This window comes from Pseudomonas iranensis (assembly GCF_014268585.2).
GTDB lineage: Bacteria > Pseudomonadota > Gammaproteobacteria > Pseudomonadales > Pseudomonadaceae > Aquipseudomonas > Aquipseudomonas iranensis.
Genome location: NZ_CP077092.1, coordinates 1,111,789 through 1,136,629, shown reverse-complemented (window position 1 = coordinate 1,136,629; position 24,841 = coordinate 1,111,789). Strand labels below are relative to the sequence as shown.

At 61.5% G+C, this 24,841-nt stretch carries 17 protein-coding genes; 10 read left to right on the top strand and 7 right to left on the bottom strand.

Features of this window, described 5'->3' with window-relative positions:
• Window positions 1-334 precede the first annotated feature (334 nt).
• Entirely contained in the window at window positions 335-1,918 is a 1,584-nt protein-coding gene (locus HU724_RS04945; RefSeq protein ID WP_186568054.1) for a peptide chain release factor 3, read from the bottom strand.
• A 357-nt stretch (window positions 1,919-2,275) separates the two neighbouring features.
• Between HU724_RS04945 and HU724_RS04940 the strand changes: the two genes are divergently transcribed.
• The 5 genes from HU724_RS04940 to HU724_RS04920 all read left to right on the top strand — a co-directional run bounded on the left by HU724_RS04940 (window position 2,276) and on the right by HU724_RS04920 (window position 7,654).
• Window positions 2,276-2,965: an ABC transporter permease gene (locus tag HU724_RS04940; protein ID WP_166554532.1), complete on the top strand. Its 690-nt coding sequence runs from the start codon at window positions 2,276-2,278 to the stop codon at window positions 2,963-2,965.
• A 20-nt stretch (window positions 2,966-2,985) separates the two neighbouring features.
• Window positions 2,986-3,879, top strand: coding sequence for a glycine betaine ABC transporter substrate-binding protein (locus HU724_RS04935; protein WP_016771730.1), 894 nt, complete (start codon window positions 2,986-2,988; stop codon window positions 3,877-3,879).
• Between the two features lie 13 nt (window positions 3,880-3,892).
• Window positions 3,893-4,546, top strand: coding sequence for an ABC transporter permease (locus tag HU724_RS04930; protein ID WP_024011588.1), 654 nt, complete (start codon window positions 3,893-3,895; stop codon window positions 4,544-4,546).
• Window positions 4,543-5,700, top strand: a complete 1,158-nt coding sequence (locus HU724_RS04925; protein WP_016771732.1) for an osmoprotectant ABC transporter ATP-binding protein OsmV — start codon at window positions 4,543-4,545, stop codon at window positions 5,698-5,700. The genes HU724_RS04930 and HU724_RS04925 overlap by 4 nt, the downstream gene beginning before the upstream one ends.
• Before the next feature lie 790 nt (window positions 5,701-6,490).
• Complete coding sequence (locus HU724_RS04920; RefSeq protein WP_016771733.1) at window positions 6,491-7,654, top strand: type III PLP-dependent enzyme; 1,164 nt, start codon at window positions 6,491-6,493, stop codon at window positions 7,652-7,654.
• 280 nt (window positions 7,655-7,934) lie between these two features.
• Here the strand turns inward: HU724_RS04920 and HU724_RS04915 are convergent, their stop codons facing one another.
• Window positions 7,935-8,690, bottom strand: coding sequence for a tetratricopeptide repeat protein (locus HU724_RS04915; RefSeq protein WP_186568052.1), 756 nt, complete (start codon window positions 8,688-8,690; stop codon window positions 7,935-7,937).
• On the bottom strand, window positions 8,687-9,367 hold the full coding sequence (locus tag HU724_RS04910) for a Fe2+-dependent dioxygenase (protein WP_186568050.1): 681 nt from the start codon (window positions 9,365-9,367) through the stop codon (window positions 8,687-8,689). The genes HU724_RS04915 and HU724_RS04910 overlap by 4 nt, the downstream gene beginning before the upstream one ends.
• Window positions 9,368-9,574: 207 nt before the next feature.
• Between HU724_RS04910 and HU724_RS04905 the strand changes: the two genes are divergently transcribed.
• The 3 genes from HU724_RS04905 (at window position 9,575) to HU724_RS04895 (ending at window position 15,241) form a co-directional block, all read left to right on the top strand.
• On the top strand, window positions 9,575-11,890 hold the full coding sequence (locus HU724_RS04905; RefSeq protein ID WP_186568048.1) for a TonB-dependent receptor: 2,316 nt from the start codon (window positions 9,575-9,577) through the stop codon (window positions 11,888-11,890).
• 235 nt (window positions 11,891-12,125) lie between these two features.
• Window positions 12,126-14,654, top strand: a complete 2,529-nt coding sequence (locus HU724_RS04900; RefSeq protein ID WP_186568180.1) for a PepSY domain-containing protein — start codon at window positions 12,126-12,128, stop codon at window positions 14,652-14,654.
• A 218-nt stretch (window positions 14,655-14,872) separates the two neighbouring features.
• Window positions 14,873-15,241 (top strand): endonuclease domain-containing protein, encoded by a 369-nt coding sequence (locus HU724_RS04895; protein ID WP_186568046.1) that lies wholly within the window; start codon window positions 14,873-14,875, stop codon window positions 15,239-15,241.
• Window positions 15,242-15,481: 240 nt separating this feature from the next.
• Here the strand turns inward: HU724_RS04895 and HU724_RS04890 are convergent, their stop codons facing one another.
• The 4 genes from HU724_RS04890 to ptsP form a co-directional block, all read right to left on the bottom strand.
• Window positions 15,482-17,023 carry an alkaline phosphatase D family protein gene (locus HU724_RS04890; RefSeq protein WP_186568044.1) on the bottom strand — a complete coding sequence of 514 codons (1,542 nt, stop codon included), beginning with the start codon at window positions 17,021-17,023 and terminating at the stop codon, window positions 15,482-15,484.
• A gap of 172 nt (window positions 17,024-17,195) precedes the next feature.
• Window positions 17,196-18,929 (bottom strand): PTS fructose-like transporter subunit IIB, encoded by a 1,734-nt coding sequence (locus HU724_RS04885; RefSeq protein ID WP_186568042.1) that lies wholly within the window; start codon window positions 18,927-18,929, stop codon window positions 17,196-17,198.
• Between the two features lie 11 nt (window positions 18,930-18,940).
• Window positions 18,941-19,882: a 1-phosphofructokinase gene (gene pfkB / locus HU724_RS04880; protein WP_186568040.1), complete on the bottom strand. Its 942-nt coding sequence runs from the start codon at window positions 19,880-19,882 to the stop codon at window positions 18,941-18,943.
• Window positions 19,882-22,743: a phosphoenolpyruvate--protein phosphotransferase gene (ptsP, locus tag HU724_RS04875; RefSeq protein WP_122610853.1), complete on the bottom strand. Its 2,862-nt coding sequence runs from the start codon at window positions 22,741-22,743 to the stop codon at window positions 19,882-19,884. The genes pfkB and ptsP overlap by 1 nt, the downstream gene beginning before the upstream one ends.
• A 305-nt stretch (window positions 22,744-23,048) precedes the next feature.
• Between ptsP and cra the strand changes: the two genes are divergently transcribed.
• Window positions 23,049-24,044, top strand: coding sequence for a catabolite repressor/activator (gene cra, locus HU724_RS04870; RefSeq protein WP_024011578.1), 996 nt, complete (start codon window positions 23,049-23,051; stop codon window positions 24,042-24,044).
• A gap of 3 nt (window positions 24,045-24,047) precedes the next feature.
• The gene (locus HU724_RS04865) at window positions 24,048-24,824 is read left to right on the top strand and encodes a TatD family hydrolase (protein WP_186568038.1); all 777 of its coding nucleotides are present in this window, start codon (window positions 24,048-24,050) and stop codon (window positions 24,822-24,824) included.
• Window positions 24,825-24,841 lie beyond the last annotated feature (17 nt).

The window sequence follows — 24,841 nt, the reverse complement described above, 5'->3', positions numbered from 1 at the left end:
AGCGTAGCGACCGTTCGACGCAGTCGAACACAGCGGAAGGAGGTGCAGCGAAGCAAACCGTAGCCGCTGCGCCCGGATCGATCCCGGAGCGAAGGAACCCGAGCCTGCGAGGGACGAACGTAGGAGCAAGCCTTTTCGGTTACCTTTTTGGCGTTTGAAAAAGGTGACTCGCCGTAAGGGCGAAACCGCCAGCCGCAGCACCCGCAGCAACGGATATTCACCCAAAACCCCAACAGCCTGGTCGGCCCAACGGCCGCCAAGAGCAAAACCGGCAGCCCATAAAAAAGCCCCCAAGGCCTACACCTCAGGGGCTTTCAGAAAAACACCTCAAACCTTAATGATGCTCCCGCGTCGCGCGGAATTTCACATCAGGCCAGCGCTCTTCCATCAGCGCCAGATTCACCCGCGTCGGCGCCAGGTAAGTCAGGTGACCACCGCCATCCAGCGCGAGGTTCTCCACCGCTTTGTTGGAGAATTCCTCAAGCTTCTTCTTGTCGTCACACTCGATCCAGCGCGCCGAATACACAGTGATCGGCTCATACGAGCACTCGACCTTGTATTCCTCTTTCAAACGGCTGGCGACCACATCGAACTGCAGCACACCCACGGCGCCGAGAATGATGTCGTTGCTGCGCTCGGGGAAGAACACCTGCGTCGCGCCCTCTTCCGCCAACTGCTGCAAGCCCTGACGCAACTGTTTGGATTTCAGCGGATCACGCAGACGCACGCGACGGAACAGTTCCGGGGCGAAGTGCGGAATACCGGTGAAACCGAGGACTTCGCCTTCGCTGAAGGTGTCGCCGATCTGGATCGTGCCGTGGTTGTGCAGACCGATGATGTCGCCGGCGTAGGCCTCTTCCAGCTGTTCACGCTCGGAGGAGAAGAACGTCAGGGCGTCGCCGATGCGCACGTCCTTGCCGGTACGCACGTGGCGCATCTTCATGCCTTTTTCGTATTTGCCGGAGCAGATACGCATGAAGGCGATGCGGTCGCGGTGTTTCGGGTCCATGTTCGCCTGGATCTTGAAGATGAAGCCCGTGAACTTCTCTTCGACCGGCTCGACAGTGCGCTCATTGGCCACACGAGCCAGCGGGCGCGGCGCCCAGTCAACGACCGCATCGAGCACATGGTCGACACCGAAGTTGCCCAGCGCCGTACCGAAGAACACCGGGGTCAACTGGCCGTCGAGGAATTCCTGCTGGTTGAATTCGTGGCAGGCGCCCTGCACCAGTTCCAGTTGCTCAATGAAGCGCTCGTACTCGTCGCCCAGATGCGCGCGCGCCTCGTCGGAGTCGAGTTTCTCGATGATCTTGGTTTCGGTGCGCTCGTGACCGTGACCGGCGGTGTAGACGATGATGTAGTCGTCGGCCAGGTGATACACGCCCTTGAAATCGCGGTAGCAACCGATCGGCCAGGTGATCGGCGCAGCCTTGATCTTCAGAACGGCTTCGATCTCGTCGAGCAGTTCGATCGGGTCGCGGATGTCACGGTCGAGTTTGTTGATGAAGCTGACGATCGGCGTGTCACGCAGACGGCAGACGTCCATCAGCGCAATGGTCCGTGGCTCTACACCCTTACCGCCGTCGAGCACCATCAGCGCCGAGTCAACCGCTGTCAGGGTGCGGTAGGTGTCTTCGGAGAAGTCTTCGTGGCCCGGGGTGTCGAGCAGGTTGATCATGTGTTCGCGATAGGGGAACTGCATGACCGACGTGGTAATGGAAATACCCCGCTGCTTCTCCATCTCCATCCAGTCGGATGTCGCATGGCGATCGGATTTGCGGGATTTCACCGTACCGGCCACTGCAATCGCCTTGCCCATCAACAGGAGCTTTTCGGTGATCGTGGTTTTACCGGCATCGGGGTGGGAAATAATGGCGAAAGTGCGGCGTTTCGCGACTTCGGCGGCCTGTTGGGTCATGGGAAATCGCCTGGCGGTGATTCAAAAAAGGGCCGCGATTATAGCCCAACTCAGCACAATAACCGAACCGTTGAGCACATTAAGGGTGGCCAAATGCTGCCTCAGATGGGAACCTTTTAAAGCACGGAGACGTCCATCCCCTGTTACGAACTTTCGTCAGGGGCTGAAAAATCAGCAAGTTAGCCTGACGAGGCTGCGCTCATGGCTCGCTTTCGCACCGCTTGGCCGGTGCTGGAAAACGGCTACTTTTCGCGAACGCTGACTCCGGCAGCCAGGAATGGCTTGCCACGCGGAGCAGCGCTCGCCGACTACAAAAAAAGGAGTCCGCCTGTGGCTATCCGCTATGGCAAAGGGCTGATGGGAGGTGCGGTGGTGATCGCGCTCCTGGCCCTGCTGGTCCACTGGATCGGCATCAACACGATCGAACACTACCGCGACGATTTGTTGTTTTACCTGCAAGCTCATCTGATTCTCGTCCTCGCCTCCATGCTGGCCGCCCTTGTCGTGGGCATCCCCGCCGGTATCTTCCTCAGCCGCCCGAGCATGGTCGGCCGCGCCGAACGCTTCATGCAGATCTTCAATATCGGCAACACCGTGCCACCGCTGGCCGTGCTCGCGATTGCGCTGGGCATCCTCGGCATCGGCAGTGGACCGGCGATCTTCGCCCTGTTCCTCGCCTCGCTGTTGCCGATCGTGCGCAACACCTATGAAGGCCTGAAAAATGTCCAGGGCTCGCTGAAGGAAGCCGCTGTCGGCATCGGCATGACGCCGCGCCAGGTGTTGTGGAAAGTCGAATTGCCCAACGCCGTGCCGATCATCGTCGGTGGCGTGCGGGTCGCACTGGCGATCAACGTCGGTACCGCGCCGCTGGCGTTCCTGATCGGCGCCAACAGCCTCGGCAGCCTGATCTTCCCCGGCATCGCCCTGAACAATCAGCCGCAACTGCTGCTCGGCGCCGCGTGCACCGCGCTGTTGGCGCTGTTGCTCGATGGCGTGGTCACCCTCGCCAGCCGCCTCTGGCTGGAACGCGGTTTGCGCCCGTCTTAAGGCTTTGCGAAGGAATATTTATGAAACGACTTAGCTTGATCTTAGGCTGCGTCCTGCTGTTCGCAGGAATCGCGCAAGCCGCTGAAAAACCAGTGATTCGCCTCGGCGCCCGGGTCTTCACAGAGCAGACCCTGCTCGCCGAAATCACCGCGCAATACCTGCGCAGCAAAGGCTACGACGCGCAGATCACCGGCGGTCTGGGCAGCAACCTAGCGCGCAGCGCCCACGAAAGCGGCCAATTGGACCTGCTCTGGGAATACACCGGCGTGTCGCTGGTGGCCTACAACCATGTCACCGAGAAACTCGACAGCGCGCAGTCCTACGCCCGGGTCAAAGAACTCGACGCGAAAAAAGGCCTGGTCTGGCTGACGCCTTCGAAGTTCAGCAACACCTATGCCCTCGCCCTGCCGAAAAAGGTTGCCGAGCAATACCCGCAGATCGGCAATATCAGCCAGCTCAACGAAGTGCTGCGCGCCGAGGCCAAGACCAACCACCTGGTGGCGCTGGATACCGAGTTCGCCAACCGCTCCGACGGTCTCGACGGCATGGTCAAGCTCTACGACATGAACCTGACCCGCAAGAACATCCGGCAGATGGACGCCGGCCTGGTCTACACCGCGCTGCGTAACGGTCAGGTGTTTGCCGGTCTGGTCTACACCACCGATGGCCGTCTCAATGCCTTCGGCCTGAAATTGCTGGAAGACGACAAGCATTACTTCCCCGACTACACCGCCGCTCCCGTGGTGCGTCAGGCCACGCTGGACGCCAACCCGAAACTGGCCGAACAACTCAAGCCGCTGGCCGAACTGTTCGACGACGAAACCATGCGCCAGCTCAACGCGCGGGTCGACGTCGACCACGAAAGCCCATCGTCCGTTGCCGCCGATTTCCTGCGCCAGCACCCATTGAATTAAGAGAGGAGAAGTCATGGAATTCCTGAACGCCTTTTCCCATCTCGACTGGCAGCAGGTGATGCACCTGACCTGGCAGCACATCACTCTGGTCGGCATCGCCGTGACCCTGGCGATCGTCATCGGCGTGCCACTGGGCATCCTGATGACGCGCTTCCCCACCCTCGCCGGCCCGTTGCAGGCCAGCGCCACAGTGCTGCTGACCGTGCCGTCGATCGCCCTGTTCGGCCTGCTGCTGCCGTTCTACTCCAAGTTCGGCCAGGGCCTGGGGCCGCTGCCGGCGATCACCGCCGTGTTCCTTTATTCGCTGCTGCCGATCATGCGCAACACCTACCTTGCCCTCACCGGCGTCGAGCCGGGCATCCGCGAAGCCGCACGCGGCATCGGCATGACCTTTGGCCAGCGCCTGCGCATGGTCGAGTTGCCGATTGCGGTGCCGGTGATTCTTGCCGGCGTTCGCACTGCGGTGGTGATGAACATCGGCGTGATGACCATCGCCGCAACCATCGGCGCCGGCGGCCTCGGTGTGTTGATCCTCGCCTCCATCAGCCGCAGTGACATGTCGATGCTTATCGTCGGCGCGCTGCTGGTCAGTCTTCTGGCGATTTTCGCCGACCTCGTTTTGCAGTGGCTGCAACGCTCGCTGACTCCAAAAGGACTCCTGAAATGATCGAACTTCAAAACCTCAGCAAAACTTTCCAAAGCAACGGCAAAGATGTCAAAGCCGTGGACTCGGTAAGCCTGACCGTCAATGAAGGCGAGATCTGCGTGTTCCTCGGGCCATCGGGTTGCGGCAAAAGCACCACGCTGAAAATGATCAACCGCCTGATCAAACCGACCTCGGGCAAGATCCTCATCAACGGCGAAGACACCACCGATCTCGACGAAGTGACGCTGCGCCGCAACATCGGCTATGTGATCCAGCAGATCGGTCTGTTCCCGAACATGACCATCGAAGAGAACATCGTCGTGGTGCCGAAACTGCTCGGCTGGGACAAACAGAAATGCCACGACCGCGCCCGCGAACTGATGAGCATGATCAAGCTCGAGCCCAAGCAGTATCTGCATCGGTATCCGCGTGAATTGTCCGGTGGTCAGCAACAGCGTATCGGCGTGATTCGTGCGCTTGCAGCTGACGCCCCGCTGCTGTTGATGGACGAGCCGTTCGGTGCGGTCGACCCGATCAACCGCGAGATGATCCAGAACGAATTCTTCGAGATGCAGCGCGCGCTGAACAAGACCGTGATCATGGTCAGCCACGACATCGACGAAGCGATCAAACTGGGCGACAAGATCGCCATTTTCCGCGCCGGCAAGCTGCTGCAGATCGACCACCCGGACACCCTGCTGGCGCATCCGGCGGATGATTTCGTCAGCAACTTCGTCGGCCAGGACAGCACGCTCAAACGCCTGCTGTTGGTGAAGGCCGAAGACGCGGCGGACAACGCGCCGTCGGTCAGCCCGGAAACCCCGGTGGCCGATGCGCTGGAGTTGATGGACGAACATGACCGTCGCTACGTGGTGGTCACCTGCGCCGAGAACAAGGCGCTGGGTTACGTGCGCCGTCGCGACCTGCATCGCCAGACCGGCACCTGCGCGCAATTCCTCCGTGAGTTCAACGCCACCGCAGCGTACGACGAGCACCTGCGCATCCTGTTGTCGCGCATGTACGAGTTCAACCGCGCCTGGCTGCCGGTGATGGATGCCGAACGGGTGTTCTTGGGCGAGGTGACGCAGGAATCGATCGCGGCGTACCTGAGCTCGGGACGTTCGCGGGGGATGAAGACCAGTATCGTCTCGCCGGCTGAGACGGTGGTCGCATAAACCATCTGCGCGGTTGAAACCCGATCCCTGTGGGAGCGAGCCTGCTCGCGAAAGCGCAATATCAGTCGACGCTGACGGCGGCTGTGAAAATGCCTTCGCGAGCAGGCTCGCTCCCACAGGATCTGCGTGATTTTGTTGATCTTCACAAGGTGACAAAGAATCTCAACAGTCCCGCATGAAAAAGTGTTGCCCATCTAACTTCTTCCGGGCTCAAAATCCCCCTCACTAACCTCCCTCGCTGCAAACGTCGCCGAAGTTGTCCCCATCACACTTACCAGCGATCTAGCCGACAAAAGCCACGAACGTGCAGATATGTTTAACACTCGAAAATTCGCCGGGAACATCTGTCCGTCATCTCGGTCGGGTAGAAGGAGTGATGAACGCGACGCACGTCAGAAGCGTGCAAAAACGCGACATTTTTAGTTGATCTCGCGCCCCTCACGCCCTAAAGTTCGCGCCGAACGTCCATGCTGGAAACGATCCATCCGGCTCAAGTACTGACGACGAGACAGCGAGGCCAAGGGACATTTGGTCCAGATCGTTTGAGAGCGTAGCGAGCGCAGACAAGACAAGGCGGGAAGAGGCGAGGAAGCGGAGTTTACTGGTTGTAAATGAGCATTCCGAGCCTCTTCCCAACGCAGGATTGTCTAGCGCAGTAGCTCTCAAGCGATCTGGATGGCCTTTTTGCTTTCGGCGGCAATGCCTTGGGAAGTAGGCGAACCAAAGTGGGGATACGGAGGGCGTTCATGCACCCATTGTTTTTACGAGTTTGCCCATAGGAGCACCCAGCATGTCGATCCAGGTCGAAGACTATTTCGCGCGCGCTACATTCGACAAAATGAAGGCGTTCGCCGACAAACAGGAAACCCCGTTCGTGGTGATCGACACCGCGATGATCGCCCAGGCCTACGATGACCTGCGCGCCGGTTTCGAATTCGCCAAGGTCTACTACGCGGTCAAGGCCAACCCGGCCGTCGAGATCATCGACCTGCTCAAAGACAAGGGCTCGAGCTTCGATATCGCCTCGATCTACGAGCTGGACAAAGTCATGGATCGCGGCGTCAGCCCGGACCGTATCAGCTACGGCAACACTATCAAGAAATCCAAGGACATCCGCTACTTCTATGAGAAGGGCGTGCGTCTGTTCTCCACCGACTCCGAAGCCGACCTGCGCAACATCGCCAAGGCTGCTCCGGGTTCGAAAGTCTATGTGCGCATCCTCACTGAAGGCTCGACCACCGCTGACTGGCCGCTGTCGCGCAAGTTCGGCTGCCAGACCGACATGGCCATGGACCTGCTGATCCTCGCCCGCGACCTCGGCCTGGTGCCATACGGCATCTCGTTCCACGTCGGCTCGCAACAGCGCGACATCAGCGTCTGGGACGCGGCGATCGCCAAGGTCAAAGTGATCTTCGAGCGCCTGAAAGAAGAAGACGGCATCCACCTGAAGCTGATCAACATGGGCGGTGGCTTCCCGGCCAACTACATCACCCGCACCAACAGCCTGGAAACCTACGCCGAAGAAATCATCCGCTTCCTGAAAGAAGATTTCGGTGATGACCTGCCGGAAATCATCCTCGAGCCGGGCCGTTCGCTGATTGCCAACGCCGGTATCCTGGTCAGCGAAGTGGTACTGGTTGCGCGCAAATCGCGCACTGCTGTCGAGCGTTGGGTTTACACCGATGTGGGCAAGTTCTCCGGCCTGATCGAAACCATGGACGAAGCGATCAAGTTCCCGATCTGGACCGAGAAGAAAGGCGAGATGGAAGAAGTCGTGATCGCCGGCCCGACCTGCGACAGCGCCGACATCATGTACGAGAACTACAAGTATGGCTTGCCGCTGAACCTGGCGATTGGTGATCGTCTGTACTGGCTGTCGACCGGTGCATATACCACCAGTTACAGCGCGGTCGAGTTCAACGGATTTCCGCCGCTGAAGTCGTTTTACGTTTAAGGAGCAGCTGCAAGTTTTGAGCTGCAAGCTGCAAGTGAAAAAGCCCACGATGATGTGGGCTTTTTTTTCGTGTTCGGCAGGGAATCTTCGTTGTACTTGAAACCGAGGCCCCTCATCGGAACGCCGCCCGCCCAGCCCTCTCCAAAGGGAGAGGGAGCCGATGTGTATGCTTTTCAAAAATTGAGTTCGAATGGATATTTCAGGTCGATGTACAGCGCGAGAACGGCGCGGTCGGTTCCCTCTCCCCTTGGGAGAGGGCTAGGGTGAGGGCTTTGCGGTTTCAGCCGCGCTGCAATTCTGCGTACCGAGCCGAGTACCGAGCCGCCATTGCCTGAACCCTCGGATCTGCGGCATCAGCCAGCGTCTGACTCGCCACCCGCAGGAAATTCAGATTTCCGCCGGCCAAAGCTTTCTCAAGCCAATCGACCGCCTCATCAATCCGCCCCTCATCCGCTAAAACTGCAGCAAAACTGAACTGCCCACGAAAATCCCCTGCCTCGGCCGAACGCCGATACCACTCGCGCGCCGCCAGCGGATCCGGCGGGCACACCTGGCCTTCCTCCAGATAACGCCCCAGCAGGTTCATCGATTTCGCGTGACCCAACTCAGCCGCGCGGCGATACAACGCCAACGCTTGCTGATGATCAACCGTCACCCCGCGCCCGGTGGCCAGCAGATTGGCCAGGTTGTACATCGCCCAATCCAGACCGGCCTCGGCAGCGATTCGATAATGCTGCGCCGCGACCGAGGCATCCGCCGCGCACCCCCAACCATGCTCTTGACAACGCCCGAGCATGTTGCGTGCCATCAGGTGTCCACGCCCGGCAGCGATGCCGAACCAGCGCAATGCAAGCGGTTGATCCTGGGCGATGCCTTGGCCATCCAGCAGGATCTGCCCAAGCAACGCCTGCGCTTCAACCTCGCCCTCGCCCGCTGCCAGCAAAATCGCTTGCGCAGCGCGGGCCGGGCTTTCTTCAAGCATTGCCGCCAACCCGGCCGCATCGAGAACTTCCTCGCGGCGCAACTGGAAACTCATACCTCGACCCAACGCCGCAGCAAGTTGTGATAAGTACCGGTGAGGCGGATCAGCGAAGGGTGATCGGGGACGTCCCGGGTCAGCTGCTGAATCGCCCCGTCCATTTCGAACAGCAACGCGCGCTGGCTGTCTTCGCGCACCAGGCTCTGCGTCCAGAAAAATGACGCATAACGCACACCACGTGTAACCGCATTGACCTTGTGCAAACTGGTGCCCGGATACAACACCATGTCGCCGGCCGGCAGCTTCACGCGCTGGGTGCCGTAGGTGTCCTGAATCTCCAGTTCGCCGCCGTCGTAATCTTCCGGCTCGCTGAAAAACAGTGTCGCCGACAGATCGGTGCGCACCCGCTCGATGCTGCCCTTGGGCTGGCGCACGGCGTTGTCGATGTGGAAATCGAAACTGCCGCCGGCCGTGTAACAGTTCACTAACGGTGGGAAGACTTTGTGCGGCAGTGCGGCAGACATGAACAGCGGATTTTTCCACAACCGCTCCAGCATCGCCGCGCCGATTTCCTTGGCCAGCGGGTGGCCTTCGGGCAATTGCAGATTGTGCTTGGCCTTGGCCGACTGGAAGCCGGCGGTGATCTTGCCATCGGCCCAATCCGCTTGCTCCAGGGCCTGGCGGATGCGCTGCACTTCGTCTTTTGCGAACAGCCCGGGAATGTGCAGCAGCATGGCGATGTCACCTGATGGCAAGAAGGCGGCAATGGTATTGATTCTTATTGACTGTGTAAAACCCCCAAGACGAACGAACAGGCAGAAACCGTAAGGGCAAATTGTAAAGAATGTAAATTCAATGCGAATAACAATGTTTCGCAATTGATACGAATACCTGTTTACCCTATATTCCGCCGCCTCAAATCCTTGGGGAGGGGAATAAAAATGGCACGTCAACACGCACAATTACCGGTCAGTTCACCACGTCTGCTCGCCTCGGCAATCGGTGTCGCAATCACCGCCGGCTCCGCTGGGCAGATGGTCTTCGCGGCGGAAAAAACCGACAGCAAAGCGTCCGGCAACGCCATCGCCCTGGACGCCACCGCCATCACCGGCGAAGCCCAGGACTCGACCTCCTATCAGGTCGAAAAAGCCTCCTCGCCCAAGTACACCGCGCCGCTGGTCGACACCCCGCGCTCGGTCACCGTCATCCCGCAACAAGTGCTCAAGGACACCGGCGCGCTGAACATGCAGGACGCCTTGCGTACCGTGCCGGGCATTACCTTCGGCGCCGGTGAAGGTGGCAACCCGCAGGGCGATCGTCCGTTCATTCGCGGCTTCGACGCCCAGGGCGACACCTATCTGGACGGCGTGCGCGACACCGGTTCGCAGAGCCGTGAAATCTTCGCCGTGGAAAACATCGAGGTCAGCAAAGGCCCGAACTCGGCGATTGGCGGTCGCGGCGCCGCCGGCGGCAGCATCAACCTGGTGAGCAAGAAAGCGCACTTGGGCAACTCGTTCGACGGCGGCTTCACCTACGGCTCCGACCAGACCCAGCGCTACACCCTCGACGGCAACTATCAGTTCAGCGACAGCGCCGCCGGCCGTCTCAACCTGATGAGCCACGAGAGCAACGTCGCCGGTCGCGACAAGGTCGATTACGACCGCTGGGGTATCGCACCGTCGCTGGCCTTCGGCCTGGGCACCGATACCCGCGTCAACCTCGACTACTACCATCTGGAAAGCAACGACACCCCGGACTCGGGCATTCCGTACACCATCCCTACCGGTGGTTCGGCCGCACGCACCAAGTCCAACCCGGACAAGCCGTACGCCGGTGGCGATCACGACAATTTCTATGGTCTGGATCGCGACTTCCGCAAGGGCCGCACCGACACTGCGACCTTCGCCATCGAGCACGACCTGAACGATGCGCTGACCATCAAGAACACCCTGCGCCACGGCAGCAGCATGCAGGATTACATCCTCACCCAGCCGGACGACAGCAAGGGCAACGTCAACAACGGCAGCGTCTGGCGTCGGGCCAACACGCGGGTGAGCAATACTGAAACCACCACCAACCAGACCGACCTGTTCGGCACCTTCTACGTGGCCGGTTTCAAGAACAGCTTCTCCACCGGTGTCGAATACACCCGTGAGCAGAGCGAGAAATCCTCGTACAACGTCAACACCGACACCACGCCGCGCACCAGCGCCGTCACCACCAACTGCAACCCGGGCCTGATCGGCGCTGCCAGCGGTTACAACTGCACCTCGCTGTCGAACCCGAACCCGAACGATCCGTGGAACGGTGCGATCTCGCGCAACTACGCCGGTACCGACACCCAGGCCGACACCTACGCACTGTACGTATTCGACACGCTGGAGTTGTCCGAGCAGTGGCTGGTGAACATGGGCCTGCGCTACGACCACTTCGACACCGACTACAAAACCTACAACGCCGCAGGCACCACCACCTCGAAGGGCGATGACACCAGCGAATTCGTCACCGGTCAGTTCGGCGTGGTCTACAAGCCGGCGGAAAACGGCAGCATCTACGCCTCCTATGCAACCTCGGCGACACCGCCGGGCAACACCTTGGGCGAAGGTCAGGAAGGCAACCCGCTGGGCGGCACACCGGATCGCAGCGGCAACCTGCTGAGCAGCGACATGGAGCCGGAAACCACCAAGAACTACGAGATCGGCACCAAGTGGGATCTGCTCAATGATCGCCTGTCGCTGACCGCCGACATCTTCCGCACCGAGAAGGAAAACGCTCGCGTGCAAGTCGATACCAGCTCCTACGAAAACGCCGGCAAGACCCGCGTGCAAGGCTTCGAACTGTCGGCCAGCGGCAAGATCACCGACAAGTGGCAGGTGTTCGCCGGTTACGCTTTCATGGACAGCGAGCAGATAGATGGCGGCCCGCTGGGTCGCGCCAACGACGGCAACGATCTGCCGAACACACCAAAAAACAGCGCCAGCCTGTGGACCACGTATCAGGTCACGCCGAAGCTGACGATCGGTGGTGGCGCGTTCTACGTCGACGACGTCTACGGCAGTGTCGCCAACACAACGATGGTCGATTCGTACGTGCGTTACGACGCGATGGCGGCCTACAAGCTGACCAAGAACGTCGACCTGCAACTCAACGTGCAGAACCTGACCGACGAAACCTATTACGACAAAGCCTTCTCGACCCACTTTGCCAATCAGGCGGCGGGACGGACGGCGCTGTTGAGCACCAATTTCCACTTCTGACCAATGTGAAAACCTGTGGGAGCGAGCTTGCTCGCGAAGGCAATCTTTCAGCAACATCGATGCTGACTGACACACCGCTTTCGCGAGCAGGCTCGCTCCCACAGGGAATGTGCCGCGAGGCTCGGCCCCGTTCATTCAGTTGAACGGGGCTTTTGTGTGTAACGCAAAACGCTTCTTGATAACCCACGGCATAATGCGCGCCGTGATGAAAATTTCCGAACGGACGGCGAGTGACGTGTTGAAGAAAACCCTGTTCCAGTTGCACTGGTTTTTTGGCATCACCGCAGGGCTGGTGCTGGCGCTGATGGGCATCACCGGCGCGGCCTATTCGTTTCAGGACGAGATCCTGCGCGCGCTGAATCCGTCCGTTCTGCAGGTGGAAAAACAGGTCGCCGGCGTGCTGCCACCAGTTGAACTGGTGGAGCGCATTGAAGCCGCGTCCGGCAAGAAAGTCGCAATGCTCTGGGTCGAGACCGACAGCGGTCACGCCGCACGGGTATTCTTCACCCCGCCCAAGGGCGAACGGCGTGGCGAGATGCGCTACTTCGATCCGTACACCGCCGAGTTCAAGGGCGATGCCACCGGTCAGGATTTCTTCGGCCTGATGCTGCAACTGCACCGCTTCCTCGCCATGGGCGACACCGGGCGCAACATCACCGGCGCCTGCACCTTGATGCTGTTGTTCTTCTGCCTTTCTGGCCTGTATTTGCGTTGGCCGCGCCAATGGAACAGCTGGCGCGTGTGGTTGACCCTGGACTGGAAAAAGAAGGGCCGCGCGTTCAATTGGGATCTGCACTCGGTGGCCGGCACCTGGTGCCTTTTGGTCTATTTGCTGCTGGCGTTGACCGGTTTGTCATGGTCGTACGAGTGGTACAACAAAGGCCTGACCCGACTGCTTTCCGACGCGCCGCAAAACGAACGCGTACGCGGCGGTCGCGGCCCGGCGCCGGAAGGTCCGCCACCGACCGCCGACTACGCGGCGATATGGAGCAGCATCTACAGCGCTGCCGGCCCGGGTCTGGCCGCGTACAACATTCGCATGCCGGCGGTGGCCGGCCAGCCGGCGACGGTGTTCTACCTGCTCGACAGCTCGCCTCATGACCGCGCGATGAATCAGATCACCCTCGACCCGGCCACCGGAGTGGTCAAACGCGTCGACCGCTATGCCGACAAAAGCTTCAAGGCCCAATTGCTGACCAGCATTTATGCGCTGCACGTCGGAAGTTATTTCGGCCTTGTGGGGCGCATCATCGTGACGATTGCGGCGGTGTGCATGCCGCTGTTTTTCATCACTGGCTGGCTGCTGTATCTGGACCGTCGACGCAAGAAAAAGCAGATCAAGGATGCCCGCCAAGGTCTCGCACAACCGTCCGCCGATGCTTCGGCATGGCTGATCGGTTTCGCCAGCCAGAGCGGTTTCGCCGAACAACTGGCGTGGCAGACCGCCGGACAATTGCAGGCCGCCGGATTGCCGGTCAACGTGCAGCCGCTGGCCAATCTGAGCGAACAGGATCTGCGTGAGTCGAACAACGCATTGTTCGTGGTCAGCACCTTCGGCGACGGCGAAGCGCCGGACAGCGCCCGTGGTTTCGAACGCAAAGTGCTGGCCAAGGCTTCGACACTCGACAGCCTCAACTACGCCGTGCTCGGCCTCGGCGATCGGCAGTACGCGCACTTCTGCGGCTTCGCCAAGCGCTTGCATCAATGGCTCGGCGAACACGGCGGCAAAACCCTGTTCGCCCCGGTGGAGGTCGACAGCGGCGATCCTTACGCGCTGCGTCACTGGCAAACCCAACTCGGCCAGCTCACCGGACAGGCGCCGAGCGAAACCTGGCAAGCACCGAGCTATGACAACTGGACGCTGGTCCGTCGCGAATTGATGAACCCCGACAGCAGCGGCGCGCCGGTCTACCTGCTCGGCCTCAAAGCCCCCGACACGCGCAGCTGGCTGGCCGGTGACCTGGTCGAAGTGCTGCCGCGCAACTGCCCGTGGGCCATCGAGCATTTCCTCGACGGCCTTGGCATTCGTGGCGAAACTCAGGTGAAGGTCAATGGGATCGACGAACCACTGGAAGTGGCCCTCGCCTCACGCCAGTTGCCCGAACACCGCGCGCATCTGGTCGGTTTGCATGCGCAGTCGCTGGTCGACGCGATGGTGCCGCTGGCGATGCGCGAATACTCGATCGCCTCGATTGCCGCTGACGGCGTGCTGGAACTGATCGTGCGCCAGGAACAGCACAACGACGGCAGCCTCGGCATCGGCTCCGGCTGGCTCACCGAACACGCTCCAGTGGGCGGCAGCATCAGCCTGCGCGTGCGGCGCAACAGCGGTTTCCATCTGCCGAACGAACCCGTGCCGATGATCCTGCTGGGCAACGGCACCGGCCTGGCCGGCCTGCGCAGCCTGCTCAAGGCACGCATTGCCGATGGTCAGCAACGGCAGTGGCTGCTGTTCGGCGAGCGTAAACGCGAACACGATTTTCTCTGCCGCGCCGAGCTGGAAGAGTGGCTGGTCAATGGTGATCTGGCGCGGCTGGATCTGGCGTTTTCCCGCGATCAGGCCGAGAAGATTTATGTGCAGGATCGCTTGCGTGAGTCTGCGGATGAATTGAAGAAATGGTTGGCAGATGGTGCCGTCATCTATATCTGCGGCAGCCTTCAAGGTATGGCCTCAGGCGTAGACCAGGCCCTCAACGATATCCTCGGCAGCGCCGAAGTCGAACGCCTGATCGAACAGGGCCGCTATCGCCGGGACGTTTACTAACGCCTGCGAAAAGCCCCTCACCCTAGCCCTCTCCCAATGGAGAGGGGACCGATTGAGGGATGCTCGAGATCGACGCCGACCTGAGCGTTCTTCACTGAATCCATAGCCATAATCACCTCGGTCGGCTCCCTCTGGGTGAGGGCTGGGCGGGCCGCGTTCCGATGAGGGAAATGGGCTACTGTTAAATCTCCACTCAACTTCACAAGGACCGTGAAGCCATGCCAAGCCGCCCTACCCTCGCCCAATTCGCCCGCCACTTGCGCACCAACCAGACAGATTGCGAACACCTGCTCTGGCAGCGCCTGCGTTCCCGGCAGATCGCCAACCTGAAGTTTCGCCGACAGTTTCCATGTCCGCCGTTTGTGCTGGATTTCTATTGTGTGAAGTTGAGGTTGGCGATTGAGCTGGATGGTGGCCAGCACTATGAGACGGCCGGGGTGCTTCACGATCGGCGCCGGTCGAACTTCCTGTCTCAACAAGGCATTGAAGTCGTGCGATTCAGCAATCTTGAGGTGCTTCAGCAGATGGATGATGTATTGGAGCAGATCATCAGAATTGCGGCAGAGCGGAAAATGCCCTCACCCTAGCCCTCTCCCAGAGGGAGAGGGGACCGACCGCGAATCATTCACGCTATATGTCGACCTGAACGTCTTTCGCCGAATCCAAATCCGACACGCCCGCGTGCCCGATCCTGAACTGAGACGACGAAAGTCGCTGCATCCACAATCACCTCGGTCTTTCAGGTCGATGCATGACGCAAGACACCTCGGTCGGCTCCCTCTCCCTCAGGGAGAGGGCTGGGGTGAGGGGTTTTTGATCCAGCGGGATTAAACAGGCTGCAACTTCTGCTCAAACACCGCCACCCCATCCAGATCCCGCAACACCACACTCATCTCCCCGCTCTGCCCTTCAATATTCACCTCACCAAAAAACTGAAACCCGGCAAACGGCGAGGTGTTCTGTGCGGGCGGTGCTTTCTCGAACACCACCTCTGGGCCAAACGTCTTGTCCAGTGGATTCGGCCCGAAACTGCCGGCGTTCAACGGCCCGGCGACAAATTCCCAGAACGGTTCGAAATCCTGAAACGCGGCGCGGTCCGGGTGGTAGTGATGCGCTGCGCAGTAATGCACGTCCGCCGTCAGAAACACGAAATTACGCACCTGCTGCGCACGTAAAAATCCGAGCAATTCGGCAATTTCCAGTTCACGCCCCTGCGCCGGGCCGGGGTCGCCGTTGGCCACGGCTTCCCAACGCGCGACGCCCGGGCTGACCTCGCCGTCCGGGACGCCCAGGCCGATGGGCATGTCGGCGGCGATGACTTTCCACTGCGCGGTCGACGCCTTCAATTCACGCTTGAGCCAGTCCAGCTGTTCGCGGCCGAGAAACGGTTTTGCCGCGCCGAGGTTGTCGTCGTTGGCTTCGCGATAGCTGCGCATATCCAGCACGAACACGTCGAGCATCGGCCCGTAGCTGAGCTTGCGATAAATGCGCCCGCCGCCGTCCGCCGCTTGCAAACGCATCGGCGCATATTCCAGCCACGCCTGCCGCGCGCGGCCGACCAGCTTGTGGATATCTTTCTCCTGATAACGCTCATCCAGCTGCTTGCCCGGTGACCAGTTGTTGACCACTTCGTGATCGTCCCACTGCCAGATCTGCGGCACTTCGGCGTTGAAGCGGCGGATGTTTTCGTCCATCAGGTTGTAGCGATAGTTGCCGCGATAATCGTCGAGGGTCTGCGCGACTTTGCTCTTGGCTTCGGTGGTGATATTGCGCCAGATGCGCCCGCTTTCGGTGGTCAGTTGCGCGGGCACCGGGCCGTCGGCGTAGATGGTGTCGCCGCTGTGGATAAAGAAGTCTGGCAGGCGCAGGCGCATGGCTTCGTAGATGCGCATGCCGCCGATGTCCGGGTTGATCCCGAAGCCCTGGCCGACGGTGTCACCGCTCCAGACAAAACGAATGTCGCGCCTGGCCGTCGGCACGCTGCGCAGATGGCCGAACCACGGTTCGCTGGCGACGCCGCTCTGGGCGTCTTCGAAGTGCACGCGATAGAAAATTGCCTGGTTGGCCGGCAGGCCGGTGAGTTCGACGCGGGCGGTGAAATCGCTGCGCGCATCGGCCAGTGGCGAGACGAATTTGCGCGGGTTGCCGAACAGGCTGCCGGTGTCCCACTCGACCACCATACGCGCCGGGCGATCGCTGCGGCTCCAGATCATCGCGCGGTCGCCGAGCAGGTCGCCGGACTGCACGCCGTCGGTGAGCTGCGGACGATCCTTGACCGAGGCAATCACCGCCGGCGCCAGCCCCGGCAACAACAGCCCGGCACCCACCGCTTGCATGACGCGACGCCGACCGAGATTGAAATCGCTCATGGTGTTCTCCCTGTAAAAGGGAAAACTTAAGCATGCCTATATGAACTCGCCATGACACCCTTAACCATGTGGGAGCGAGCTTGCTCGCGAAGGGTACCTATCAGTCGAAATTTTTTTCGCTGACACACCGCTTTCGCGAGCAAGCTCGCTCCCACAGGTTTTGCGACGTCAGCTAAGCCTTGGCGGGCTCCAGCGGTAGTTCGACAGCCTCAGGCCGTTTGAGCAGCGCATACACCACCGCCGTAACCAGGCTCCCCGCGACGATCGCCAGCAGATACAGCAGCGCATGGTTGATCGCATTGGGGATCGCCAGCACGAACAAGCCGCCGTGCGGCGCCATCAGTTTGCAGCCGAAGTACATCGACAAGGCGCCGGTCAGCGCGCCACCGGCGATGCTCGCCGGGATCACCCGCAGCGGGTCTTTCGCGGCAAACGGAATCGCCCCTTCCGAGATAAAGCACAGGCCGAGCACGAACGCCGCTTTACCGGCCTCGCGCTCGCTCTGCGCGAACTTGCGCCGGGCAATGAAGGTGGCGATGCCCAGACCAATCGGCGGCACCATGCCGGCGGCCATGGTCGCGGCCATCGGTGCGTAACTCTGCGAGGCCAGCAGCCCCACCGAAAACGCATAGGCAGCCTTGTTGATCGGCCCGCCGAGGTCGACGCACATCATGCCGCCGAGCAACACGCCGAGCAGAATCGCGTTGGTAGTGCCCATGCTGTCGAGGAATTGGGTAAGCGCGGCGAGCATGCCGGCGACCGGTTTGCCGACCACGTAAATCATCACCAGGCCGGTCACCAGACTGGCCAGCAACGGGATGATCAGAATCGGCTTCAGCGCTTCCAGGCTCTGCGGCAATTTCACATAGCGGGCGATGGCTTTGGCGGCGTAACCGGCGATGAAACCGGCAATGATCCCGCCGATGAATCCGGCGCCCAGAGTGCCTGCGAGCAAGCCGCCGATCATTCCCGGCGCAAGGCCCGGGCGGTCGGCAATCGAGTAGGCGATGTAACCGGCCAACAGCGGCACCATCAGCTTGAACGCGGTTTCGCCGCCGATCTGCATCAGTGCCGCCGCCAGCGTGCCTTCTTCCTTGTAAGCGGTGATGCCGAACACGAAGGACAACGCGATCAGCAAACCACCCGCCACCACCATCGGCAGCATGTACGAAACACCCGTGAGCAGGTGTTTGTAGACGCCGGTTTTTTCCGACTTGGCCGCAGCCTTGCCGTCGCTTGCCGCGCTTTCCACTGCGCCTTCGGCCAGGGCTTTTTTCAGGGTCGCTTCGGATTGCTTCAGGGCAACGCCAGTGCCGCAGCGATAGATTTTCTTGCCGGCGAAACGCTCGGTGGCGACGTCGATATCCGCCGCCAGCAACACCACGTCAGCCTCGGCGATGGCCGTTGCGCTGAGCGGGGTTTTCGCGCCCACCGAGCCTTGGGTTTCGACCTGCAATTCATAACCCAGACGCTTGGCAGTCTGCTGCAACGCTTCGGCGGCCATGAAGGTGTGGGCGACGCCGGTCGGGCAGGCCGTGATGGCGACGATGCGCGGCGCACGGGGCGCATCGATCGCCGGTTCGACTGCGCTGGCGACGTAGACTGCGGCCTCTTCGGCACCGCGACGCAGCACCGCTTCGACATCCTGCAAGGCTTGCGCCGGAGCGATCTGGAACACGCGCTTGCCGACGAAGCGACTCATGTCCACCGCGCCGGTGGTGACCAGCAAGACCCACTCGGCGGCTTCGATGGTTGCCGCCGACAACTCGCGTTCCGGGTGTGCCGGATCGACCACTTCAACGCTGGTGCTCCAGCCCTGACGCTGCGCCGCTGCATCGAGCAGGCGCGCGCACAGCACACTGGTGACCATGCCGTTCGGGCAAGCCGTAACAATGGCTAACTTCATGACAAACCCTCTTATTGTTCTGTCAGGGGGCGCACGCGCACGCCCTGTTCGAGCTGCGCCAGTTGCGCAGCGTCGTTGATGCCAAAACCGATCTGGGTCACCGCCATCGCCGCAATCGCGGTGGCGGTGCGCAGGGTTTGCTCTGGGGTGTCGGCGCTAAGCAGACCGTGGAGCATGCCGGCCAGCAATGAATCGCCGGCACCAACCGTGCTGGCCACGCTGACCTTCGGCGGCGAGGCATGCAGTGCCGAGCCGACACTGAACCAGTTGACCCCGTCGGCGCCGTGGGAGATCACCACGTGCTCGATGCCTTGGCCGTGCAAGCGTGCGGCGGCTTGCGCTTCAGCGATTGGCGAGACCACTTCGCAGCCGAGGGCGTGGGCCAGTTCTTCGGTGTTCGGTTTGATCAGCCAGGGGCTGGCCTGCAACGCGGCGCGCAAGGCTTCGCCGCTGGAGTCGAGGGCGACTTTCAAGCCGAGCGCGTTCAAGCTTTCAATCAGCTCGCGCAACCATTGCGCGGTGACGCCACGCGGCAGACTGCCGGCGACCACCACCGCATCGTGCCCCGGTGCGATCTGCAGCAAGCGATCAAGCAAGGCTTGCTGCGCCGTTGCATCAACCACCGGGCCAGGCCCGTTGATGTCGGTGATGCGCCCGTCCTGTTCGGCGACTTTGATGTTGCTGCGCGTCTCGCCCGGCACGCGGATGAACGCGTCGACAAAACCACGCTTGGCGAACAGGGTTTCGAACGCTTGCTGATTGTCTTCGCCGAGAAAGCCGCTGACGGTGACCTGATGGCCGAGATCCGCCAGCACCTGGGCGACATTGACGCCTTTGCCCGCAGCGTGGGTGTGCATCTCCTCGCTGCGATTGACCTGACCGGCATCCAGCCGTGACAGCTCGACGGTGAGGTCGAGTGCCGGGTTGAGGGTCAGGGTAAGAATCTTGGCCATTACAGGGCCTCCACTAATGCGCGCACTTCATTCGCGCTGCCCACGGCCAGGGCCTGTTGGGCGAGGGTTTGCGCCTGGGGCAGGCTGAGTTCACGGATGCGCGCCTTGACTTCGGCAATGCTGCGCCCGGACACGCTAAGCTCGTCGACACCGAGGCCAACCAGCACCGGCACCGCCAGCGGATCAGCCGCCAGTTCGCCGCAGACGCCCACCCATTTGCCATGGGCATGGGCGGCGCGCACGGTGATGTCGATCAGTTGCAGCACCGCCGGGTGCAAGCCATCCGCTTGTGCAGACAGCGTCGGGTGACCACGGTCGATGGCCAGGGTGTATTGGGTCAGGTCGTTGGTGCCGACGCTGAAAAAGTCGACTTCCTTGGCCAGAACCGGCGCAAGCAACGCGGCCGACGGCACCTCGATCATGATCCCCAGCTGAAGATCGGCGACTGGAATTTCCAAGCGCAGACGCTCGGTCATGTCACGGGCCTGGCGCCACTCTTCGACGCTGCCGACCATCGGGAACATGATCCGCAGCGGACGGTTGTCAGCCGAGCGCAGCAAGGCGCGCAGTTGCGCTTCCATGATCTGCGGCCGCTGCAGAGTCAGGCGAATGCCGCGCACGCCGAGGAACGGGTTTTCTTCCTTGGCGATCGGCCAATACGGCAACGGTTTGTCGCCGCCGACGTCGAGCGTGCGCACCACCAGCGGCCGCCCGGCCAGACCATCGAGCACGCGACGGTATTCGGCTTCCTGGGTCGCCTCATCCGGTGCCTGTGGGTGGGCCATGAAAATCAGTTCGGTGCGCAGCAGACCAATGCCTTCGGCGCCCTGCTCCACCGCGCTGGTCACGCCTGCGCTTTCGCCGATGTTGGCGAACACTTCGACGGCGTGGCCGTCGGTGGTGTGTGCCGGTTGATGGCGTTGTTCGGCGGCGATCTTCAGGCGTTGCTCGCGGGTGTCGCGCTCTTCAGCGGCACGCTTGAGGGTCGCGGCATCGGCGTCGACATGCAGACGGCCACGCTGACCGTCGAGCAATAGCGGCGTGCCCGGCTCGAGCAACAGCACCGCTGCACCCGCGCCGACCAGTGCTGGAATACCGAGCGCGCGGGCGACGATGGCGCTGTGCGCGGTAGCACCGCCGCGCGCGGTGAGAATCCCTGCCACTCGCGCAGGATCCAGGCGCGCGACATCGGACGGGCCGACTTCGTCCATCACCAGAATGTACGGTTGCTCAGGTTCGTTCGCGGTTTGCACGCCACACAGCTGCGCCAGCACCCGGCGACCGATGTCACGCAGATCGGCGGCACGCTCGGCGAGCAAAGCGTCCTGCAGCGATTCCTGCTGTTTGGCGGCGGCTTCGATCACCGCCATCCACGCCGCTTCGGCGCTTTCACCTTGCTTGAGGCGGGTGTCGACTTCGTCGGTCAGATCCGGGTCGTCGAGCATTTCCTGGTGAGTGATGAAAATCTCGCGAATCGCCTTGGCCTTGCTGCGTTCGATCAAGCCTTGGATGTCGCGGCGCACGTCGCTCAGCGCTTGCTTGAGGCGCTCGCGCTCGATCGCGGCAGATTCGCCGCGCAACGGGTAATCGATGGCTTGCAGCACCTGAATGTGCGCAGGGCCGATGGCGATGCCCGGTGCGGCAGGAATCGCCTGCAACAGGCTGCCGGAGGCCGGCGCGATCAATACTTCGGCGATGTCGGCGATCACTTCGCGCTGCTGACTCACGGCCGGCAGCGGCTCGACTTCCTCACCGAGGCCTTCTTCAATCGCCGCGAGCAGGGCCGGCAAGGCATCGGCGGCGATGCTCGGCTCGGCGATCAGCTCCAGCACCTGACCGCGGCGGGCGCCGAGACTGAGCAGTTTGCTCAGGCTCTTCACCGACACGGCGCTGTCCTGGCTGTCGACGATGCGCACGCGGATTTCGCCATCAAAACTCTTCGCCAGTTGCGCAAGAATCTTCGCTGGTCGTGCGTGCAAACCATGGGCATTGGCCAGGGCAATACGTGCACTCGGCCAGTCGGCCGGCAGTTCACCGCCGAGCACTTCGAGAACTTTGCGGCTGCTGGTGGCGCGGCCCAGTTCGTGGCCGCGACCTTCGATCAGCAACGCGCACAAACGCTCGAGCAACGCCTGATGCGCTTCGCCCAGACTGGCGAGGCAGAACAGTCCGCTGAGCGGCTGGCCGAGGTAGCGCATCGGTTTGTCCGGGGTGACGAACGCCAGTCCCGGACGCTTCACGGTCTGCTCGCTGTGCAGCCACCACAGGCCATCGCCCAGTGGCAGCGCTTCGACTTGCTGCAACACGCCGGCAAAGCCGTTGCTCACACAATCGGCCTGACGCAGCAGACGTGCGCCGCGCCAGACCAGTTCTTCGAAATCGTCGGCCGACACGCCGAGGCCGATCATCTGCGCATCCAGCGCCAGTTCCTGCGGCGCGCCTTGCAACAGTTTAAGCAGCGCTTCGGGGGAGCTGGCGCGACGCAAGGCCTGGCCCAGATCGGTCTCGCCGAGGGCGCGGGTCAGCAGTTGCAGCAGGCGCAGGTGTTCATCGGATTTCGCCGCGATGCCGATGGCCAGATAAACGATCTGGCCATCGCCCCAATCGACACCATCAGGAAACTGCATCAGGCGCACGCCGGTGGCGAATACCTGATCGCGGGTTTCCGGCGTACCGTGGGGAATGGCGATGCCTTGACCGAGAAAGGTCGAGCCCTGGGCTTCCCGGGCCTGCAGGCCGGCGAGGTAGCCGTCGGCAACCAGACCGTCGGCGACCAGATGACTGGCCAGCAATTGCAGGGCAGCGGGTTTATCCACGGCCGACTGGCCCATGGATATCTGCTCTATAGTGAGCTCGAGCATGCGATCTCCTTTTTGGCGCAGTTCAACGCCAGGTATTGTTTTGAATGGTTCACAGCTTAGGCGCTCTGCCGCGCTTTTCAGCGGCAGTTTTGGCGGTTTCACGGCAGGACCGGCCAAAGGCGTCTAAAACGTAGAAAATACGCTTGCTGAAACGTTTAATCTAGATTGATCGGCACGTTACTCGATAATGTCTCATCCTTGAAGTCCAACTGGTCGGATCTGCCCAGGCAATAAGTCGACTGCCCTTATCGGGTAGGATTGGCGAAAATGTCGCGGCATGCTCGAAAAAACAAGGAAATACCGGGTTGAAACTCAGTGATATCGCGCGGTTGGCCGGCGTCTCCGTCACCACCGCCAGCTACGTCATCAACGGCAAGGCCGAACAGCAACGCATCAGCAACGCGACCGTCGAGCGCGTGCGCGCGGTGGTCGATCTGCACGGCTTCACGCCCAATCCGCAAGCGGCCGGCCTGCGCAGTCGGCACACGCGCACCCTGGGCTTTATCCTGCCGGATCTGGAAAACCCCAGTTACGCGCGGATCGCCAAGTTGCTCGAACAAGGCGCGCGGGCGCGCGGTTATCAATTGCTGATCGCCAGTTCCGACGATGCGCCGGACAGCGAGCGCCAGTTGCTGCAACTGTTCCGCGCCCGCCGTTGCGATGCGCTGATCGTCGCCAGTTGCCTGCCGGCCGGTGATGACAGCTACCGCCAGTTGCAGGCCAAGGGTCTGCCGATCATCGCCATCGACCGGGTCATGGAGCCGGAGCATTTCTGCTCGGTGATCAGCGACGACCGCGAGGCCAGCCTGCATCTGACCCAAAGTCTGCTCGATCCGCAGCCAAAGCAGATCGTGCTGCTCGGCGCCCGCCCGGAGCTGAGCATCAGCCAGGAACGTGCCGCCGGTTTCCGCGCGGCGCTCAACGACTTCAAAGGCGAGGTGCTGGTCGAGCACGCCGAGTCGTTCAGCCGCGAGTGCGGCAAGCAATTGATGGAAGAACTCCTGCAGCGTCTGGGGCATTTGCCTGACGCACTGGTGACCACCTCCTACGTGCTGCTGCAAGGCGTGTTCGATGCCCTGCATGATTTCCCGCTGAAATCGCGGCCGCTGCGCCTCGGCACCTTCGGCGACACGCAGTTGCTGGATTTCCTGCCGCTGCCGGTCAACGCCATGTCCCAGCAACACCAGTTGATCGCCGACAAGGCCTTGGAACTGGCCTTGGCCGCGGTCGAGCAGGATGACTACCAACCGGGCGTGCAAGCCATCGCGCGGACCTTCAAGCAGCGTATTCATCGGGACTGAAGCGTGGAGCTGATCGACAGCCACACCCACCTCGACTTCCCCGACTTCGACGCCGATCGCGCCGAGTTGCTGGCCGAAAGCCGCGCTCTCGGCGTGCGGCGCATCGTCGTGCTGGGCGTGCATCAGGGCAACTGGCAACGGGTCTGGGATCTGGTGCAGAGCGATGCCGGCCTGTACGCGGCGTTCGGATTGCACCCGGTGTTTCTCGATCAGCATCGCCCCGAAGATTTGCATGCGCTGGGGGACTGGCTGACGCGCTTGCGCGGACATCGTCAGCTGTGTGCGGTGGGCGAGATAGGCCTGGATTACTTCATCGAAAACCTCAATCGCGAGCGACAACAAGGGTTGTTCGAAGCGCAGCTGCAACTGGCCGCAGACTTCGGGTTGCCGGCGCTGATCCACGTACGCCGCAGCCACGCAGCGGTGATCGCCACGCTCAAGCGCTTCAAACTCAAACGCGCCGGCATCATCCACGCCTTCGCCGGCAGCCGCGAAGAAGCGCGGGAATACCTCAAGCTCGGTTTCAAACTGGGTCTTGGCGGCGCACCGACCTGGCCGCAGGCGCTGCGCATGCATCGGGTGCTGCCGGAACTGCCGCTGCAATCGGTGGTACTGGAAACCGACTCACCAGACATGGCCCCCGCCATGTTCCCCGGCCAGCGCAACAGCCCGGCGCATTTGCCGGCAATCTGTGCAGCGTTGGCCGAGCTGATGAATATCACGCCTGAACAACTGGCCAACGCCAGCACCGCCAACTGCTGCGAAGTCTTCGGCTGGTAACACCGCCATCCCCTGTG

Bases quoted from the DNA above. Each gene is read 5' to 3' on its own strand.
- HU724_RS04945 (WP_186568054.1), bottom strand. From the start codon at position 1,918: ATGACCCAACAGGCCGCCGAAGTCGCGAAACGCCGCACTTTCGCCATT.
- HU724_RS04940 (WP_166554532.1), top strand. From the start codon at position 2,276: ATGGGAGGTGCGGTGGTGATCGCGCTCCTGGCCCTGCTGGTCCACTGG.
- HU724_RS04935 (WP_016771730.1), top strand. From the start codon at position 2,986: ATGAAACGACTTAGCTTGATCTTAGGCTGCGTCCTGCTGTTCGCAGGA.
- HU724_RS04930 (WP_024011588.1), top strand. From the start codon at position 3,893: ATGGAATTCCTGAACGCCTTTTCCCATCTCGACTGGCAGCAGGTGATG.
- HU724_RS04925 (WP_016771732.1), top strand. From the start codon at position 4,543: ATGATCGAACTTCAAAACCTCAGCAAAACTTTCCAAAGCAACGGCAAA.
- HU724_RS04920 (WP_016771733.1), top strand. From the start codon at position 6,491: ATGTCGATCCAGGTCGAAGACTATTTCGCGCGCGCTACATTCGACAAA.
- HU724_RS04915 (WP_186568052.1), bottom strand. From the start codon at position 8,690: ATGAGTTTCCAGTTGCGCCGCGAGGAAGTTCTCGATGCGGCCGGGTTG.
- HU724_RS04910 (WP_186568050.1), bottom strand. From the start codon at position 9,367: ATGCTGCTGCACATTCCCGGGCTGTTCGCAAAAGACGAAGTGCAGCGC.
- HU724_RS04905 (WP_186568048.1), top strand. From the start codon at position 9,575: ATGGCACGTCAACACGCACAATTACCGGTCAGTTCACCACGTCTGCTC.
- HU724_RS04895 (WP_186568046.1), top strand. From the start codon at position 14,873: ATGCCAAGCCGCCCTACCCTCGCCCAATTCGCCCGCCACTTGCGCACC.
- HU724_RS04890 (WP_186568044.1), bottom strand. From the start codon at position 17,023: ATGAGCGATTTCAATCTCGGTCGGCGTCGCGTCATGCAAGCGGTGGGT.
- HU724_RS04885 (WP_186568042.1), bottom strand. From the start codon at position 18,929: ATGAAGTTAGCCATTGTTACGGCTTGCCCGAACGGCATGGTCACCAGT.
- pfkB (WP_186568040.1), bottom strand. From the start codon at position 19,882: ATGGCCAAGATTCTTACCCTGACCCTCAACCCGGCACTCGACCTCACC.
- ptsP (WP_122610853.1), bottom strand. From the start codon at position 22,743: ATGCTCGAGCTCACTATAGAGCAGATATCCATGGGCCAGTCGGCCGTG.